This window comes from Actinoplanes sp. L3-i22 (assembly GCF_019704555.1).
Lineage (GTDB): Bacteria > Actinomycetota > Actinomycetes > Mycobacteriales > Micromonosporaceae > Actinoplanes.
In genome coordinates, this window is the sequence record NZ_AP024745.1 from 11,815,648 (window position 1) to 11,834,469 (window position 18,822).

Genomic DNA, 18,822 nt, shown 5'->3' on the forward strand with positions numbered 1-18,822 from the left:
GGATCGCTCGTCAGTTCTGGACCGGGACGAGCACGTGGTGTTTGCCGGCCTCGCTCGCGGCCCACTCCAGGGCCGAGCGGATGCCGTCGGGCAGGGTCAGGGTGGGGTGCCAGCCGAGCAGCTCGGTGGCCTTGTCGGTGCGGGCGTAAGCGCCCGGCACGTCCCCGGCACGCGGGCCCACCTGCTGCACCCGGACGCGCCGGCCGACCACGCTCTCGAACGCCGCGACCAGCTCACGCACTGTCGCGCCGTTGCCGCTGCCCAGGTTGATCGCCTCGTAGCGGTGCTCGCCGTGCGGCGGCAGCAGGGTGTCGAACCGGCGCAGCGCCGCGACGTGGCCGAGCGCCAGGTCCCAGACGTGGACGTAGTCGCGGAGTCCGGTGCCGTCCCGGGTCTCGTACCGGTCCCCGAGGATCTTGAACGGAGCACCGTGCTGGTACGCCTGGATCAGCAGACCCAGGGCGTGCGTGCTGCGGCCGCCCGGCCGTCCGCTGCGCATCCGCGGGTCCGCCCCGATCGGGTTGAAGTAGCGCAGCGAGATCACCCGAAGCGGGCTGGACGCGCTGACGTCGGCGAACATCTGCTCGGCCATTACCTTGGTGCGCCCGTACGGACTGGTCGCCCCGATCGCCGCCGACTCGCTGATGGCCGGCTGCCCGTCGGCCCGGTAGATCGCCGCCGAGGAGCTGAAGATCAGCCGGTGGCAGCCGTACGCCAGCAGCGCTTCCAGCAGCGTGGTCGTCTTGGCCACGTTCTCGCGGTAGTAGGCGAGCGGGTCGCGGACCGAGTCCTCCACCGAGGCCAGCGCGGCACAGTGGATCGTCGCCTCGATGTCCGGGTGGTCGGCGAAGATCTGCGCCAGCAGCCGGGACGAGCCGACGTCGCCCTGGTAGAAGATCCGGTCCTGCACGAAGTCGGCGCTGCCGGTGGAGAGATTGTCCAGAATGACCGGCGTGATGCCGGCGTCGATACAGGCCGACGCCACCGTGCTGCCGATGTAGCCGGCCCCGCCTGTGACGAGCACCTTCATGGTCTGCTCCCGGGATACCGCGACATCCCGCCGGCCGACCGTCCGTCAATCGCCTCGGCACCGTGGCGGACCACCGTCGGCGCATTGTCGAACGCCTTCCGGCCGGACCGTTTTCCACGCATGAAAGAACTCCGAAGAATTAACGAAAATGGATTCCCCCGGATCACCGGCGGGCCGTCGGGGAGCGAGCCGAACGACTCGCGATCCACACATTACGAGCTGATTTGTCGAAGTCCAGACACAGAAAGTCAACCCACTGCGCACTACCCACAGCCATCCCTCCGGCCCCCTGGACCTGGGACGATCGACCGAGAACGAAACGGGCATTTACTTTCGTTTCCACAGGTGGTGGGTGCCGATTGGTCGCGCTGTCCAGCCATTACGGCAACCCGGCCGGTCATTGATCGCGGGGCAATGGCCTTTTCGTCTCGTACTGGATCGCGAGATTCGGACACCAGGGCACGACCGGGAACGGCTTTCCCTTAATGGACCCCGAAAATGTCTGACCGGTTAACTCGAACTGTGTATCGGTCAATGGCGTTCACCGAGCGCCGACCACCGGCGATCGCAGAGTGAGCAATGCAGCGCTGAACCGGGGTGAACTCCACCACGTTGAGTATTCGCAGGCAGGTCACAGGCCCGGCACAGATCACTCTGCGTAATCTTCGACCGGCCGGCCGAGGGCCGAGACCTGCGCTACATCTGCTGGTGGCAGGCTTCCCGGTCATGGACCTGACCGTGATCCTCGGCCCGATGAAGGGCGGCAAGTCGCTCGAGATGATCAGCTTGCTGTCACCGCTGCAGCACACCGGCATCCCGCACCGGATCTACCAGTCCGCCCGGCACGGCCGGGACACCGCGGTGACCTCGCGATCCGGCGGCAGCCTGGAGACGGTGAAGGTGCACACGCTGGCCGGCGCGGCCGACGGCGCCATCGAGGTGATCGGCGTCGACGAGATCCACATGTTCACCGTGGACGACATCGCCGAGCTGGGCGTGGCGGTCCGCAACGGGGTCAAGGTGGTCGTCGCCGGGATCGACCTGGACCACCGGGGGCAGCTGTTCGCGCCGGTCCGGGCGCTGTTCGAGCTGGCGCCGGAGAAGGTGATCTACCGCCGGGCGGTCTGTGACGTCTGCCGGTCGCTGGACGCGACGCACACCCAGGTGCTGGAGCACGGCAAGCCGTTCATCCGGGAGCTGGCCCCGTCGACCGCACTGCCGGACGACGGGACGTACACCTACGAGGCCCGCTGCCGCCGCTGCGTCGTCCTCCCCTGAGAACCCCACAGAATGGACTGAGCCGACTACGCTGTCGCCCATAAAAGCGGCATCCGGACACACCCGGGCATGGCGCTACCCACGAAGACCCGTTACGTTCCAAAACTGACAGTGACGGCGGGGCTCACGGGAGGCAATGGCGCGTGGACGAAACCCCCGTAAACCCAGACGAGCGCGTGGACGGAAGCCCGGTAGACCAAGACGGGTCGGCCGGTGAGCCGGAAGACGCCGATCCGGACCCGCTGCTCGGCCGCCTGGAGCGGGTCGAGGCGCAGCTGGCCGAGTTCCACCGGCGCTCGGCCCACCGCGAGTCGATCATCGACCGGCTGCACGAGGAGAACCAGCAGTTCCGCGACGGCCTGCGCCGGGTGATCCTGGAGCCGGTCGTCTCCGATCTGCTGCGGCTGCACGACGCGATGGCCCGCGAGGCCCAGCGCCTGAGCGCCGACGACCCGCGCGCCGCCAAACTGATGGCCGGCTTCGCCGACGACGTCGCGCTCGCCGTCGACCGCTGCGGCTACGAGTTGTTCCCGGCGGTCGCCGGCGAGCCGTTCACCACCGGGCGGCACGCGCCGGCCGGTGCCGTGCCGACCGCGGATCCGAGCCTCGACGCCACCGTCGCCGAGCCGCTCTCCGCCGGCCTGCTGGAGATCGAGACTGGCAAGGTGCGCCGCGCCGCCCGCGCCCGCATCCACCGCTACCAGGCGCCCCCTGCCCCGGACGACGCGATCGATCTGGCGTTGGCCGATGACCATCCTGACCCCGTCGGAAGCGAGTGACCCATGGCCACCTTCGGCATCGACCTGGGTACGACGTATTCCTGCGTCGCCCACATCGACGACACCGGCCGCCCGGCGATCATCAAGAACCGGCCCGGCGACGACACCACGCCGTCGGTCGTCTACTTCGAGAGCCCGGACAACGTGGTCGTCGGCAAGGAGGCGAAGGCGGTCGCCAAGATCCAGCCGGACCTGGTGGTCTCGCTGATCAAGCGGCAGATGGGCAAGTCGTTCGAGATCACCGTGCACGGGCAGACGCACACCCCGGAGTCGATCTCCGCGCTGATCCTCCGCGAGCTGGCCGACGCCGCCGGGGAGAATCTCGGCGAGCCGGTGCACGACGTGGTGATCACCGTCCCGGCCTACTTCGGGGTCGCCGAGCGCAACGCCACCCGCAAGGCCGGTGAGATCGCCGGGCTGAACGTGCTGAGCATCGTGGACGAGCCGGTCGCGGCGGCGCTGCACTACGACGCGATCAACACCGGAGGAACAAAAACCCTGTTTGTGTACGACCTGGGCGGCGGAACCTTCGACACCACCGTCATCAAGATCTCGCCCGACGAGATCCAGGTCGTCTGCACCGACGGTGACCACCACCTCGGCGGCGCCGACTGGGACGACCGGCTGGCCGAGTTCCTGCTGGAGCAGTTCCAGGCCGAGCACCCGGAGACCCAGGCCGCCGACGACGAGGAGTTCCTGCAGGAGCTCGCGGCCGGCGCCGAGGACATCAAGAAGCAGCTGAGCCGGATGCAGAGCCGCCGGTTCAACGCCCGCTTCGGCGGCGACACCTCGCAGATCGAGGTCACCCGGGAGAAGTTCGACGAGCTCACCTCGGAGCTGCTGGCCCGCACGGTCACGATCACCGAGCGGACCCTGCGGACCGCCGCCGAGCGGGGCATCACCGAGTTCGACGACGTGCTGCTGGTCGGCGGTTCGAGCCGGATGCCGGCGGTCACCACGGCGCTGGAGTCGCTCGGCCTCAAACCGCGGATGCACGACCCGGACCTGGCCGTCGCCAAGGGCGCGGCCCGGTACGCCCTGATCGAGTCGCTCAAGGTGCACCTGCCCGAGGGCGGCGGCGAGGCCCCGGCCGCGCTCGTCGAGGAGGTCGCCGAGCAGCTCAACATCCCGGTGGAGAAGGTGCGGGCGCTGGCCGGCAAGCGGGTCGCCACGGTGGTCCCGCGGGCGTTCGGCGTCAAGGTCGTCAACCAGGCCGGCGGCCGGGACGAGCACTACACGGTCGAGCACGTGCTGCGGGCGAACACGCCGTTGCCGGCCGAGACCGAGCCGCAGCGTTTCGGCACGGCGTACCCGAATCAGGTCGAGGTCTCGATCGAGATCTGGGAGCAGTCCGGCTCGGTCGAGTCGGAGGCGCTGGCCGACAACGAGCACATCGCCGAGGGCCTGATCAGCGGTCTGCCGCCGCTGCCGGCGAACTCGCCGATCGACATCACCTTCCAGATGGCCGCCGACGGTCTGCTGAAGGTGCACGCGGTCGAGCTGAAGACCCGTCGGGACCTGCACATCGAGGTGCAGATCAAGGGCGGGCTGACCGACGACCAGGTGGACGCGGCGCGGTCCGCGGTGGCCCGCTACCACGTCTCGGCGTGACGGCGGCGGCCGATGTTCGATGCTGAGCGGTACCGCGAGGAGGTGCTGGATCCGGCCCGGCGCAACGGGAACACCCCACCGGCGGATCTCCTCCTGCGGTACGCCATCGACCCCGGCCGGCCACCCCGCGGCGACGACGCCTTCGACGCGCACGTCACCGCGGTCGTCAAGTACTGGCAGCAGCTGGGCACCCAGCGGCGGGTCTACCAGAAGATCATCGAGGCGCTGAACGCCGCGCACCAGAAGCTCCGGGAGGGCGACCGGCTCTCCGCCGAGCACTTCCTGGAGGAGCGCAAACGGGTCGTCCAGGAGACCGGCCGGGCGCTCGACGAGATCGTCAAGGAGCTGGCCGGCGACCCGGTGGTGGCGGCGAGCACGCTGACCGCGCTGGCCGCGCCGCTGGGTGGCGCGCCGGTCGAGGCGAAGCTGCGCGAGCTGCTGGCCCGGCGCCGGGTCCGGGTGATCGACGAGCTGTGGCCGCTGCCGGAGAGCCCGCCGGCCAAGGGCCGCGCGGTCCAGCGCAGTGTCCGGACCCTCGGCCTGCCGCTCTCCCTGCACGTGCTGGGCGACGAGCGGCCGGATCTGAGCTTCACCCTGCGCGACGGCCTGCGGGTCGCCGGGCGGCCGCTGACCGTCGCCGACTTCGACCGGGTGCGCGCCCGCGTCGAGCGGCGCAAGCAGGACGACCGCAAGACCGCCACCGACGACCTGCTGACCAACCTCAGCGGCGCGCTGCGCGACGGCAGCCTGGCCCAGCTGCTGCTCTGGGAGCTGACCGAGGCGGTCCGCCCGGCCGCCGGGCTGGGCCGGGTGCGGGTGGTGGCCCGGGAGGCGACCCGGCTGGGCATGCAGCGCGAGGAGGCCGAGGACTTCGCGCTCGCCGTGCTGAACCGGGGCGCGATCACGCCGCAGCAGCGCGACGTGGCCGGCGAGATCGAGGAGCTGCTGGTCGCCGGCGCCCTGCGCGCGGCCGAGCGGCTGCTGCTCAGCGTGCCCGCCGGGGAGGGCGCGGAGGTCCGCGACCGGGTCCGGGAGGCGGCCCGCCGGGTGGACGACCTGGCCGCGCTGGCCCAGCACGAGCTCGCCGAGGGCCGCCCGGAACACGCCGCCGAGCTGCTCACCACCGCGGTCCGGGAGGCCGACGACGACACCGACCTGGCCGGTCGGCTGCGCACGCTGGCGCCGCCACCGGTCCCGGCGGTGCGGGCCGGCACCGCGGCCGGCGACCGGGTCACGGTCAGCTGGACGGCCAGCCCGGCGCGCACCGGCGGCGTCTCCTACCAGGTGGTCCGCACCCGGCAGCGGCCCGCCGGCTCGGCCGGCGACGGCACGGTGGTCGGCCGGACGGACGGCAACGAGCTCGCCGACCCCGGCGCCCCGGCCGGCACCGACCTGCACTACACGGTCTTCGCGACCCGCTCGGCGGGCGTCTGGTCGCCGGGCGCCACGGCCGGGCCGGTGGCGCTGCTGCCCGAGGTCACCGGCGTCAGCGCGGTGGCCGACGAGTCGAGTGTCCGGGTCACCTGGACGGCCCGGCCGGACGCGACCGGCTTCACCGTGCTGCGCGAGCCGGGCGGGGTGCCGGTCAAGGCCGGGCGCAACGGGTTCGCCGACGAGGAGCTGCCACCGGGGGTCGAGTACCACTACCTGATCCGGGCCGGCTACCCCGAGCTGTCGGCCGGCGTCACCGTGACCGCGACGCCGCAGGCCGCCCCGACCGAGGTGCCCGACCTGGCCGTGGAGCCGCTGCCCGGGCAGGATTCCGGCCGGCTGCGGCTGGCCTGGACGCTCCCGGCGAGCGGGGACGTGACGTTGCGCTCGGCGGCCCATCGTCCGCGGTGGGGCCGGGGCGTGCAGATCACCCAGGCGGAGCTCACGTCGTACGGGAAAGAGGTCTTGGGTCGAACCGATCCGGCGCTGAACCGGCGCGCCGCGCTGACCCTCCCGATGCCCGCCGGGCGGATCTTCGTCACCGCCTTCAGCGTCGGCGGCGGGCGCGTGGTCGTCGGGCCGACCGTCGCGGTCACCAACCTCGCGCCGGTCACCGGCCTGCAGGCCCGCCGGGTCGGCCCCGCGGTGCGGCTGAGCTGGACCTGGCCGGAGGGTGTCGCGCTGGTCCGGGTCCGCTGGTGGCCGGAGGACGGCTCGCCGGAGCGGGCCGAGCAGGTCGACTGCTGGCTGCGCGCCTACCGCGACGACGGCGGTCTGCAACTCACCACCGGCATCCGGGCGGTCCGGATCTCGGTGTCCACGGTCAGCCGGGACGGCGAGGGCGAGACCGTCGGCACCCCGGTGAGTGCCCGGGTGGGCGGCAGCGGCGTGCCGGTGCACTACAGGTTCACCCAGGCCGGCGTGTTCCGGCGGACGACCCGGCTGGAGCTGACCGCGGACCAGTCGTGCCCGCTGCCCGACCTGGTCGTGGTGCAGTCGCCGGGCCGGGTGGTGCCGCTGCGGGCGGACCAGGGCACGCCGGTCGCGCGGATCCCGGCGCAGCGCCTGGAGCCCGGGCAGCCGCTGACCGTCGAGGTGCCGGTGCAGGGCGCGCGGGGGCCGTACCGGCTCGGCTGTTTCGTCGACGACCACACCGGCGGCGGGTCGGACGTGGTGCTCAAGGGTATTCCGGGGAGCGGCTGACCATGGCGCGACTGACCTGCCCGTACTGCTATCGGACGTTCGCCGAGAAGGAGATGCTGTTCCGCTGCAGCGGAACCCGGGCGGCCGACGGCACGGCCTGCGTGTCGGAGCCCGATCCGGTCCGGGTCCGGCTCGGCGACCGGGACGAGGTGCCACCGGTGGTCGAGGGCGACGGCCGGAAGCTCTCCGCGGTGTGTCAGCGCTGCCGGAACACCGCGACGATCCAGATCTGCCCGCACTGCCACGCCCAGCTGCCGGTGCACTACGGCAAGATCGACACGCACATCATCGCGATGATCGGCGCCAAGTTCAGCGGCAAGTCGGTCTACACCACGGTGCTGATGCACGAGCTGATCCACCGGGTCGGCCGCCGGTTCGACGCGGCCGTGGTCGGGGCGGACGAGCGGACCCGCAAGGAGTTCCGCGGCGAGGAACACGCGCTCTACGCCGAGGGCGTGCTCCCGGTGACCACCCGGCCGGCCGGGGCCGACGAGCAGGGCCGCCAGCCGTTCGTCTTCAAGTTCTCGCTCGGCGAGCGCAAGCGGTTCCGCAGCACGCTGCGGCACACCGTGCTCTCGTTCTTCGACACCGCCGGCGAGGACCTGGAGTCGGCGCGCGGCGTGGCGCAGAACGTCGGCTACCTGAGCAGCGCGAACGGCCTGATCGTGCTGCTCGACCCGCTGACCGTGCCCGGCCTGGTGCAGACCCTCGGCCTGGACCCGGGCGTGCTGCCGGACCGGTCGCAGCGCGAGGCGGCGGTCGGCGACACCCCGATCAACATCCTCACCCGGGTCACCGAGGTGCTGCAGAAACTGCCCGGCGTCGGCCCGAACCGCATGATCGACATCCCGGTGGCGATCGCGTTCTCCAAGGTGGACGCGCTCTGGGACGCACTCCCGGCGGACAGTCCGCTGCGCCAGCCGGCCCCGGACGGCGCGTGGTTCCCCGAGCCGGACAGCCGCGCGCTGCACGATCACGTCCAGGCGCTGCTGCACGAGTGGGACGGCGGGCAGATCGACCAGCTGCTGCACAAGCACTACCGCACCTACCGGTACTTCGGCCTCTCCGCGCTCGGGGCGGTCCCGCCCGCCAAGGAGCCGCAGCAGGCCCGGCAGCGGGTCGCCAAGTCGGGCATCCAGCCGCACCGGGTGGAGGACCCGTTCCTGTGGCTGCTCAGCCGGCTCAAGGTGATCGAGACGGGGAGGGAGTGAGATGGGCGTCCCGCAGATGTACTACACGTCGTGCGAGTCCGGCCTGGCCGGTTTCCCGGGCTTCCAGTTCAACGCGGCCACCCCGGGCGTGCCGGGGGCGGTGCTGCGGCGGGTGGAGCAGGCGACGTCGTACGAGCCACCCCGCTCGATCGGTTACGAGCCGACCGCCGACCAGCTCGCCGCCACCCCGGTCAACCTCTGCTACCTGCCGGGCAGCGGCGGCGAGCCGGCGATCCTGGCGAACACCGTCTTCATCGGCAACGACTACTCGCAGCGCTTCGGGAACTACTTCGTGCACGCGCTCAGCGTCACCCCGCGGGACCTGGGCGGGGCCCGGCCGATCGACTTCTGGGGCGCGGCGTTCTGGGCCCGGGACGAGGTGCGCGGGGCTGAGCTTCCGGAGTTGGAACCCGTACCGTCGCAAGCCTTTGAAGCGGCCTGGACCGACGCCTTCCTGGCCGAAGGCCGCAGCGGCCGGGTGGCGCGGATGCTGACCGCGGTCGAGCGGGCGATCGTCACCGGCGACCGGCCGGTGATCGTGGTGGCCGAGCGGACCGCGGACGTCGCGCACTGGATCGCCGCGCTCTGCGAGCTGCTGCCGCCGGCGATGGTCGGCCGGTTCGCGTTCGCCACCTACCAGTTCCGCCCCGGACGCGGCCGGGAACATCTCGTCGGTACCGTCCCGACCAGCGATTTCACCGTGACCGACGCGGCGCTGCGCAGCTTCGCGGTCTTCGATCTGGCCGGTGGCGCCGAGTCCGGCGGCGACGAGCATCCGCTGGCCGAGCTGGTGGCCGCGATCGGCGCCGAGGACGTCCGGCTGGTCTGGGAGCTGGCCGACCAGCTCGCCGCCGGCACCGAACGGGACTTCGACGGGTGGTACCCGGTGGCCGCGTCCGCCGCGCTCTGCGCCCGGCTGCCGGTCAACGACGGTGACCTGGCCGCGGTCCTGGCCTGGCTGCCCGGCAACGCGGCCCGGCTGGCGCCGGAGACGGTCGCCCAGATCGCCGAGGAGTGTCTCGACCACGAGGCGCTGACCCTGCCGCAGTGCCTGGTCCTGGTCGCCGTCGCGGCCGGCGCGCAGAGCCCGGACCTGCACGCGAACACCGAGGTCAGCGCGTTCGAGCGGCTGCTGCGCGACCCGGCCGCGGCGCCCGCCGACGTGCCCCGGCTGGCCACCCGGGCCGGCGCGGAGTACGCCCGTCAGCAGGTCACCACCCGCCTCGACGGGGCCGCGCCGGACGCCGGCTCGGTGGCCGTGCTGAGCCTGGCCGTACGCACCCGGGTCGAGCTCTCCGACGGCGAGTTCGAGGGCTATGGCCACGACCTGATCACCCCGCTGCTGCTGGCCGACCCGGAGCAGCCGCCCCCGGCCGTCCTGCGCAGCGTCCCGGCCCTGCGGCGCGGCCTGCTCCGCGGGCTCGACGAGGCGCTCGCCGCCCGGGCCCGCGGCGTGCTGGCCGCCCTGGTCCGGCTGGCCGGCGACGCCGTGCCGGAGGAGGAGTTCAAGGCGCATCGTCCACTGTGGCGACTGCTCGCGGTGTCCCGCGCGGCCGACGACCCGCGCGAGCGGATCCCGGCCCTGAAGCGGCTCACCGACGCCGGGCCGCCGGAGCGGGCGGTGGTCGCCGCGCTCTGGCCGCAGGGCTGGCAGCTGGACGACGCGGCCGAGGCGGTCCGGGCCGTACCGAAGCGGTTCTGGGAGTCGGACGCGCTGCTCGGCCTGCTGGACGACGTGCTGTCGGCGACCCGGGTGCCGGCCGGCGGCTGGGCGCATTACGTCACGGCGAGCGACTTCGCCGCCGAGAACGGGCTCACCGGCCGGCTGTCCGAGCCCGCCCGCGCCCACGTCGAGCAGCTGCGCCGGGCCCGGGACCTGGTCCGCAAGCCGAAGTCGGCCCGCGAGGCGATCGCGTACTACGGGCAGATCGAGCCGCCGGCCCGCGCCTGGCTCGGCGGTCAGCTGCCCGGCCTGCTGCTCCGGCTGGACGCCAGGACGCTGTCCGAGGTGCTGCTGGAGGTGCCCTCGGAGATCCGCCGGCACTACCGCGAGCAGCTGGCCGAGGAGCTGAAGGCGGCCGACCTGGACGCCGCGGCGACCGCCTTCGAGCTGTTCCACCGGTTCACCGGCGTCCAGCCGGACCACGCCCGCAAGCTCGACGAGGTGCTCACCGCCACCGTCGCCCGCTGGCGGTCCCGGGACCTGGACACCCTGGAGAAGCTGCTCTCCCAGAGCAAAGTCGACGGACTGGCCGAACACGTCACGGAGTGGCGGGAGACCCGGGTGCCGCGCGGCCTCGGGCGCTTCCTGCCACGCCGGCGTTGAGCGAGGAGCGCCCGGTGTTCTACATGGTCTTCGCCCTCATCTGGTACGTGCTGGTCGCCGCCATCTTCGTGGTGGTCGGCGTCCCGCTGGTGGCCGTGGCCAGCTGCGTCTTCCTGGTCCTGGGCACCCTCGCCTACCTGCGGGCCAGCCGGCTGGCGCTGGGCGACGAGGCGCTGCCGGTCCCGGTGCCCAAGGAGGGCGAGGTGCCGGCCTACGTGCACTACCTCTCCGGGCCGGCCGGGCGGGACATGCAGCATCTCGCCGAGCTGACCGTGCGGGAGATGCGGGAGCTGGCCGAGAAGACCCGGACCTGGATCAAGAACCAGTTCTTCTACTACGGCATGGACAACTACCGGAAGGCCGTCGGCGTGCTCGTCACGGCCGGCGTGGTGGTCGGCGCGCTGATCACCGGGCTGGTGATGGTGGTCGTGACGATCGGCGCGCTGCTCGTCTGGGGCCTGCTCTTCGTGCTGGCCAAGGGGCTGCTCTACACGCTGCGCGGGGTGGACTCCGGGCTGTCGCACCTGCGCGGGGTCAAGCTGACCTGCCCGGCCTGTCATCACCGGGTGGTCTATCCGGCCTACGACTGCCCGAACCCGGGCTGCGCGCACCGGCACGAGGACGTCCGGCCCGGGAAGTACGGCCTGCTGCGCCGCACCTGCGCCTGCGGCTACCGGATGCCGACGCTGCTGCTGCTCGGCAGTCACAAGATGACCGCGTACTGCCCGCACTGCGAGGCGCCGATGGCCGAGGGCGCCGGGACCGTGCGAGAGATCGTGGTGCCGATGCTCGGCGCGACCACGGCCGGCAAGACCCGGATGATGCTGGCCCTGGCCGACACGATGACCGGCACGCTGGCCGCGACCGCCGCGGACGGGCCGACCGCGGGTTCCCTCACCCGGATGCGGGCGGCCCTGGACGCCCGCGGCGACACCGGCAAGACGATCGCGGAGGACGCGGTCCGGGCCTACTCGTTCAACCTCGGTCGCCGGCTCGTGCACATCTACGACCCGCCCGGCGAGGACTTCGCCGACTCGTCGCGGCTGCAGCTGCGGCTCTTCCTGCGCAACGCGCACGCGTTCGTGTTCGTGGTCGACCCGTTCGCGATCCCGGACGTCTGGAACTCCCTCGAACCCCAGGCGCAGCGCGATTACCAGGCGATCCGCTCGTCGCAGCCGCCGAGCTACATCTTCGAGCAGGTGCTCGAGAACCTGACCGGGATGGGCGTGAAGATCGCCGCCACGTCGCTGGCGGTCGCGGTCACCAAGAGCGATCTGACCACGGGCCTGCCGATCTGCGCGGACCTCGACGACGACGTCCGCGCCTGGCTGACCGACCGGGTCGGGATGGCCAACATGGTGCGCTCGATCGAGAAGTCGTTCGGCACCGTGCGGTACTTCCACACCACCGCCCGGAGCACCGCGGACGGCGTCGATCCGCACGTGCGGGACCTGCTCAAATGGACGCTCGGCCGGAACGGGGTGCACTGAGATGGTGGCTGTGAATCCGTACCGGCGCTGGCGCAGAGCCATCCACGTGGCCGGCGTCGCGATGGTCTGCCTGCTCACCGCGGCGGTCCTGGGCACCCTGCTGCTCGTGGTGATCCAGGTGTTCACGAACGGCCGCACGGTGTGACCTTTCAAGATCAACAGCAATTGCGGACGTACGCCGCAATCGCGCTGGCCGCCTCCGGAAACGGCGACCCGATCGAGGCGGTCGCCGCCCTGGAGCGGTTGCCGGCCGACGCGCCCGCCCGTGGCACCCTGGCCACCGCCCTGCTCTGGCCGCTACTGGCGAACCTGCAGGTAGATCTAACGACGCTGGATCGGCTGGCCCGGGTGCTCGCGATCGCCGAGGCGGATCCGCCGGCCACCCCCAAGTGGCCCGGTCTGCGGGCCGGCGCCCGGGTCGCCGCGCTGATGGCGGACACCCTGGCCGACCGGGTCACCGACCCGCACGCCGCCCTGGCCGAGCTGGACCGGCTCGCCACCGAGGCCGGCCCGGACACCCCGTTCGTCCCGATCCTCGAGTCCGCCCGGATCGGTCTCACCCTGATGACCGCCCTGCACGACGGCGACGAGTCGGCCTACCGCCGGCTGCCGGAACAACTGGCGGCGATGCGCGCCCGGGCCGGCCCGGGCGCGCGGTCGCTGCCGCTCGAGCCGCAGCTCGCGCTGATCGACGCGCTCGTCGAGGCGATGCACGCGCGGCGGCGCGGCACCGACCCGGCCGTGGCACTGCGCCGGGTCCGGGCGGCCGCCGAGCGGCTGCCGGCCGACGATCCGCTGCGCGGCATGGCGCTGCAGCACCTGGGCGTGCTGGCCGGCGACACCACGCCGCCCGGCACGGACTGGACCACCGATCAGGACCGGGCCCTGCACCGGGGGTTCGCCGCGGCCCAGATGCTCGGCCGGGGCGAGGAGACCGACCCGGCGAAGATCGAGACGGCGATCGGGCACCTGCGCGAGGCGGTCGCACTGACCCCGCCGGACGACCTCAACCGCGCGTTCCACCTGGCCGGCCTCGCGATGGGCCTGTTCCGGCGGACCGAGGTGACCAACTCGACCGCCGGGCTGGACGAGGCGCTGGCGGTGATCACCGAGGCCCGGCGGCTGGCCGGGGACGCCGACCACCCGCACTGGTCGCTGATCAACGACATCCTCGACGCCGTGCAGCAGCGCCTCGGCCACGCCCCGACCCCGGCCTGGCAGGACGCGATGCGCGGGCACACGTTCCACGTGATGGTCCAGTCCGACCTGGCCGGGGCGACCATGGCGGCCGCCGACGCGGGCCGGGACGCGCTCGACTTCGCCCGCCGCAGCCTGCACGACCGCGACCCGGCCGGCGCGATCCGGGCGCTGGACGCCGGCCGCGGCCTGGCCCTGTTCGCCGCGACCGAGGTGGGCCGGGTCCCGGCCCGGCTGCGCGCGGCCGGGCGGGCCGACCTGGCGGTGCGCTGGGACGCCGCGCTGGCCTCGGGCGACCCCGAACGGTTGCCGACCACGCTGCGCCGGGAGGCGTTCCGGGTGCTGACCGGGCAGGGCATGGCGGCCCTGCTGGACCCGCCCGAGCTGCCGGAGATCCGGGCGGCGCTGCGCAAGCTGGACGCCGACGTGCTGGTCTACCTGGCCCCGGGCGAGCGCGGCCTACCCGGGCACGCGGTGCTCGCCCCGGCCGACGGCCCGCCCGCCTATCTCACCCTGCCGAACCTGCACCTGGACCAGGACGTCGACGTCGAGCGGTACCTGAGCACCGCCGCGCGACGGGACCTGGGCCCGGCCGACGACGAGCCGGACGCGGCGTTCACCGGCAGCCTGGACGCGTTGTGCCGGTGGGCGTGGCGGGCCGCGATGGGCCCGATCGTCGACCAGTACCTGCCCCGCCTGCGGGACCAGCCGTCCGGGCGCCCACCCCGGATTGTGCTGGTCCCGACCGGTCGGCTGGCGCTCATCCCCTGGCCGGCGGCCCGCCGCCCGGACGGCCGGTACGCGATCGAGTCGGCCGCGATCTCCCAGGTGGTCTCGGCGCGGATGCTGTGCCACGCGGCCGCGCTCCCGCCGGTGCCGCTCGCGCCGACCGGCCTGATCGTCGGCGACCCGGACACCGGCGGGGTGGCCGACGACCTGCCGGCGGCGCGCGTCGAGGCGTACGCGATCCGCCGCACCTTCTACCCCGGCGCCCGCTACGTCGGCCGCCGCCGCGACGACAGCGTCAGCCCCACCGGCCCGGGCACCGCCGCCGAGGTCCGGGACTGGCTGGTCTCGTCCTCCCCGGGCGCCGGCGCGGTCCTGCACCTGGCCTGCCACGGTTTCGCCTCGACCGGCACGGGCACGGCCTACCTGCTGCTCGCCGGCGGTGACCGGCTCGCCGCCGAGACGCTCGGCCCGCTGCTGGCCCGCGCGCCGGAGCGGGCGATCGGCCTGATCGTGCTGGCCGGCTGCCACACCGGGCGGGCGATCAGCGGCTACGACGAGGCGTACAGCCTGGGCACCGCGTTCCTGGCGGCCGGCGTGCGCTCGGTGCTCTCCACGCTGTGGCCGATCCCGGACGCCGCCACCTCGGTGCTGATGTTCATGTTCCACCACTACCTGCGGGTCGAGCGTCGCCCGGTCTGGGACGCCCTGCACCAGGCGCAACTCTGGATGATCGACCCGAAGCGGCGGCTGCCCGACCGGATGCCCGGCGAGTTGCGCGACGAGCTGGCCCGCACCGATCCGGCCGAGGCCGCCGCCTGGGCCGGGTTCGTCCACTGGGGACGCTGATGGCCGACGTCGACGACGTGCGCCGGGAGCTGGGCCGTCAGACCGGGGCGGCCCGGGTGCCGCACCTGCAGGAGCTGGCCCGGATCCAGACCGACCGCTACTGGCGGGCCGGGACCGGCCAGGCCCGGGCGCTGCCCGAGCTGACCGAGGCGATCGGGGCGCTGGACGAGGCGTACCGCTGGTTCGCCCCCGGGGACAGCCTGCGCGCGCCGGTCGCGGCCCAGCTCGGCACGTTGCTGGCCGCCCGGTACATCGGGCACAGCGGGCCGGACTCCGACCGGGACAACGGCATCGCGCTGCTCACCGAGGCGCTCGCGAGCCCGCGACTGCCGTTCGGGCCGGGCGTGCTGGCCCGGCTGATGCTCGGGCAGCTCCAGATGCGGGTGGCGCTCGGCTCGGTCCGTACCGGCGGCGTGCTCCCGGCGCTGCGGCCCGGCGGCGGACCGCAGGTCGAGGCGGCCCGCGCCGCGGCCGGGTGTTTCCGCGAGGTCCTCGCCGGGCCGGAACTGTCCCCGCAGGTCACCACGGTCACCCGGACCATGCTGGCGATCGCCGAGGGCTTCGTCGAGGCGTTCCGCGGCGTCGGGATGAACGTCGGCGCGGTCAGCCGCGCGGCCCGCAACTTCCAGCAGGCCCAGAAGCAGTGGCGCGACCTCGGCATGGGCTCGCTCTTCACGGCCGGCACCCGGCTCGCGCGGACCGACCCGCTGGACCGCCCGGTCCTCCTGATCGAGGGCGACGACGAGCCCGCCCAGGAACCGGCGAAACCCGAAGACCGGCCCGCCACCAGGTCCGCCGATCCGCGCCGGGAGCTGCAAAAACTATTTCGGTACGAGGAAGCCGGCGCCCTCCTGGCGCACCCGGACGTGGCCTTCGCCGACGAGTTGGTCGCGCTGGCCACCGCGGTCCTGCACGGCGACGACGCCCGGCCCGCCGACCACCTGCCGCTCGCGCTCGGCCTCACCCTGCGGGCCCGCGCCGACCGCGGCCCCGGCGCGGACGACGACACCACCGACGCCCGCGACAGCCTGCGCGCCGCCGCCGCGAGCGACCTGCCGCCGGACGCGTTTCCACTGCTCCTGCGCCTGTCCCAGGCGCTCGACGAGCCGTGCGTCCCGGACGTCACCGCGGCGCTGCGCACGGTCGGCGCCGACGCCCTGGCCGTCCCGCAGCCGGACGGGACGCTCCTGCTGCACGCCGCCACCGGCCGGGTCGTGCTCGGCACCGGGCGCTCGCTGCCGCGCCGCACGCTGATCGTCACCGACCGCCCGCCGGCCGGCACCGGGTCGATCGTCTCCAGCCTGGCCGGGCACCGGCAGCTGCTCGACCTGGCCCGGCGCAAGCGGCGGCCGATCATCGCGGAGCCGGTGCTGCTGGCCGGCCCGGACCTGGCCCGTGCCGAGGAGCTGCGGCGCTGCTACGGACGCGGCGAGCTGCTGGCGCGGGCCACGCCGGCCGACGTGCTGGACCGGCTCGGCGCGACCGTGCTGCACCTGGACTGCCCGGCCGGGCCGACCGGTGGCCTGCTGCTGGCCGGGCCGGCCGAGCTGACCGCGGCGATGGTCGCGGACGCCCGGATCCGGCGCGGCGGCGGGCTCGTCGTGCTCCCGCCGGGAGTCGCGTTTCCGCAGCTCGCCGACGCGTTCCTGACCGCCGGTCTGGCCGGGGCGATCGGCTGGCTGCACCCCGTCGAGCAGCCCGCCGAGGTCTACCGGGAGCTGCACCGGCGGCTCGGCGTGGAGCGGCAGGAGCCGGCCGCGGCCGTGCAGGCGGTCCGGCGGCAGCTGCGGGACGCCGCCCGCGGCCTGGTCCACCGCGGCGTCTACTGAGGAAGCTCGGTGACCATCGGGACGGTCACAGTGGTCCAGTCGCAGGCGGGCTCGGCGTCCGCCCGGAAGTGCGGCCCGCGCAGCCGGATCGGGCCACGCCGGGGGTCACCGGCCGCGTCGATGCCGGGCAGCTCGAACGGTGCCGAGCCGAACTGCTCCTCGGCGACCAGCAGCTTCAGCCAGTCCCGCAGCGGCTCCACGGTCGGCGCCGGCCGCCACCAGGAGCGGCGGCCCGGCTCGGCGGCCGATCTCGTGATCCGCACCGGTTTGCGGCCCAGCGCCCAGCCGGTCGACCGGGCGTCGAGGAACGCGCCCGGGAACAGCCCGGCGTGCACCCGGTACCGGCTGGTCAGGTTGAGGAGCACGCAGTAGAGCGGACGGTCGGTGCGGTTGTACATCCGGATGTAGACCTGGTCGGACGCCAGGTGGATGACGCCGCCCTCGGGCTCGATCGGCTCGGCGTCCGGATCACCCGGGCGGAGCTCCAGGGCGACCGCCCCGGCCAGGCGGGACAGCGGATTCGCCAGGGCACGGATCTGCCGCCAGCGGGCGACGTGCTCCAGGCGCTGCGGCACCGTCCCGGGACCGGCCGGCACCTCGCCCTCCGGTGACACGATCCGGGCGCCGCCGACCACGCGCAGCTCCGGCTCCTCGTCGGGGGCGGCCGGGCGTACAAAAGCTGATCTTTGAATCTCCTCGGCCGGAAGGCCGGTGACCGTGGTCCTCGGCGGCGGCACCCGGGAGAACACCACCGGGTACTGCCGCTCCGGATCGGGCGCCCAGCCGAGCGGGGTGACCAGACTGCGCTCGGTCAGCACCCGGGTCACCCGGGCCTCGCGCGGCCGGCCGGCATCCACCACCGCGACCCGCAGCTCGTCGTCGCCCACCGGCAGGCCGTGGCAGGCGCCGGCGTCCAGCTCCCAGCCGTCCCGGCCGTGCCGGAGCAGCATCCCGGCGCCGGGCGCGGCCGTCGCGCCGCCGAGAAATGGCTGGTCGGCTAGGCCCGGCAGCTCCGGATCGAGCTGCGGGACCTGCCCGGCCACCCGGGCCTCGACGTCGACCCGGGCCGCGACCAGCAGCCGGCGGTAGGTCGCCGAGCCGCCGAGCCGGCCTAGCGCCCGCAGCAGCGCCCAGCTGAAGACCCCGCGCGGCGCGCCGTCCAGCTCCAGCTCCTGGGCGAGCTCGGTGCGCCGGGCCGCGGCCAGCGCGACGTGCCGGACGTCCGCCCGGCCGACCTCCGCGTACGGCCGCCCGCCCAGCTCGGGCAGCAGCACCGGCGGCCGGTCCGCGACCCGCAGGCTGGGCCGCACCGACCGCACCCGGACCGTCCGCCGGCTCGCCCCCGCGCTGTGACAGCTGTCCAGCACCACCACGACGTGCGCGCCCCGCCCGGCGATCGCGTCCAGCAGCAGCGACAACTCCTTGTCGAGCAGGTCCGGCACGCCCGGGGTGCGGCTGTCCGCGCAGACCAGGGTCTGCATCATCGGGCCGGTCTCCAGGTGCGCCAAGCCCGGCGGCACCCGGACCTGCGAGCCGTGGCCGCTGAACCAGAACAGCGCGGTGTCGCCCGGGCCGGCCTGGCCGAGGTGCCGGTGCAGCCCGTCGATCACGGCGGCCCGGGTGGCCGCCGCGTCGTGCAGCCGCAGCACGCGGGCCGCGGTGCTCCGGCTGGCCAGGAACGCCGCGGCGGCGACCACGTCGTTGCGGCATCCGCGCAGGTCGGGGACGTCTTTCGCGGCGTACGCGTCAATCCCGGCAAGCAGCGCGAAAACCGTCACCGCGCCAGTATCGCCAGGCCGGCGGTCCGCCGTCAGTCCGGTGGAAGCCGGCCGAAGAGCCGGTTCTTCCCGGTAAACCTTTGC

At 73.8% G+C, this 18,822-nt stretch carries 12 protein-coding genes; 10 read left to right on the forward strand and 2 right to left on the reverse strand.

The genetic code is table 11. The features are described from left to right. Positions 1–10: 10 nt before the first annotated feature. Positions 11–1,030: a UDP-glucose 4-epimerase GalE gene (gene galE / locus L3i22_RS52390; protein ID WP_221324812.1), complete on the reverse strand. Its 1,020-nt coding sequence runs from the start codon at positions 1,028–1,030 to the stop codon at positions 11–13. Positions 1,031–1,756: 726 nt separating this feature from the next. Here galE and L3i22_RS52395 point away from each other — a divergent pair. The 10 genes from L3i22_RS52395 to L3i22_RS52440 all read left to right on the forward strand — a co-directional run bounded on the left by L3i22_RS52395 (position 1,757) and on the right by L3i22_RS52440 (position 16,960). Further along, a complete protein-coding gene (locus L3i22_RS52395; RefSeq protein ID WP_221324813.1) occupies positions 1,757–2,308 on the forward strand; it encodes a thymidine kinase in 552 nt (183 codons plus the stop codon). A 176-nt stretch (positions 2,309–2,484) separates the two neighbouring features. After that, on the forward strand, positions 2,485–3,087 hold the full coding sequence (locus L3i22_RS52400; protein ID WP_221324814.1) for a molecular chaperone GrpE: 603 nt from the start codon (positions 2,485–2,487) through the stop codon (positions 3,085–3,087). A gap of 3 nt (positions 3,088–3,090) precedes the next feature. Then, positions 3,091–4,698, forward strand: a complete 1,608-nt coding sequence (locus L3i22_RS52405) for an Hsp70 family protein (protein WP_221324815.1) — start codon at positions 3,091–3,093, stop codon at positions 4,696–4,698. 12 nt (positions 4,699–4,710) lie between these two features. Continuing rightward, the gene (locus L3i22_RS52410) at positions 4,711–7,332 is read left to right on the forward strand and encodes a hypothetical protein (protein WP_221324816.1); all 2,622 of its coding nucleotides are present in this window, start codon (positions 4,711–4,713) and stop codon (positions 7,330–7,332) included. Positions 7,333–7,334: 2 nt separating this feature from the next. Further along, complete coding sequence (locus tag L3i22_RS52415) at positions 7,335–8,543, forward strand: hypothetical protein (protein ID WP_221324817.1); 1,209 nt, start codon at positions 7,335–7,337, stop codon at positions 8,541–8,543. Position 8,544: 1 nt separating this feature from the next. Continuing rightward, entirely contained in the window at positions 8,545–10,869 is a 2,325-nt protein-coding gene (locus tag L3i22_RS52420; RefSeq protein WP_221324818.1) for a GTPase-associated protein 1-related protein, read from the forward strand. A 23-nt stretch (positions 10,870–10,892) separates the two neighbouring features. Continuing rightward, entirely contained in the window at positions 10,893–12,359 is a 1,467-nt protein-coding gene (locus L3i22_RS52425) for a hypothetical protein (RefSeq protein WP_255658805.1), read from the forward strand. A gap of 1 nt (position 12,360) precedes the next feature. Next, the gene (locus L3i22_RS52430) at positions 12,361–12,504 is read left to right on the forward strand and encodes a hypothetical protein (protein ID WP_221324820.1); all 144 of its coding nucleotides are present in this window, start codon (positions 12,361–12,363) and stop codon (positions 12,502–12,504) included. Positions 12,505–12,524: 20 nt separating this feature from the next. Continuing rightward, positions 12,525–15,131, forward strand: coding sequence for a CHAT domain-containing protein (locus L3i22_RS52435; protein ID WP_221324821.1), 2,607 nt, complete (start codon positions 12,525–12,527; stop codon positions 15,129–15,131). After that, positions 15,131–16,960, forward strand: a complete 1,830-nt coding sequence (locus L3i22_RS52440; RefSeq protein WP_221324822.1) for a hypothetical protein — start codon at positions 15,131–15,133, stop codon at positions 16,958–16,960. The genes L3i22_RS52435 and L3i22_RS52440 overlap by 1 nt, the downstream gene beginning before the upstream one ends. Here L3i22_RS52440 and L3i22_RS52445 read toward each other — a convergent pair. Continuing rightward, the gene (locus L3i22_RS52445) at positions 16,954–18,738 is read right to left on the reverse strand and encodes a caspase family protein (protein WP_221324823.1); all 1,785 of its coding nucleotides are present in this window, start codon (positions 18,736–18,738) and stop codon (positions 16,954–16,956) included. The two genes, L3i22_RS52440 and L3i22_RS52445, sit on opposite strands and share 7 nt — an antisense overlap. Positions 18,739–18,822: the final 84 nt, after the last annotated feature.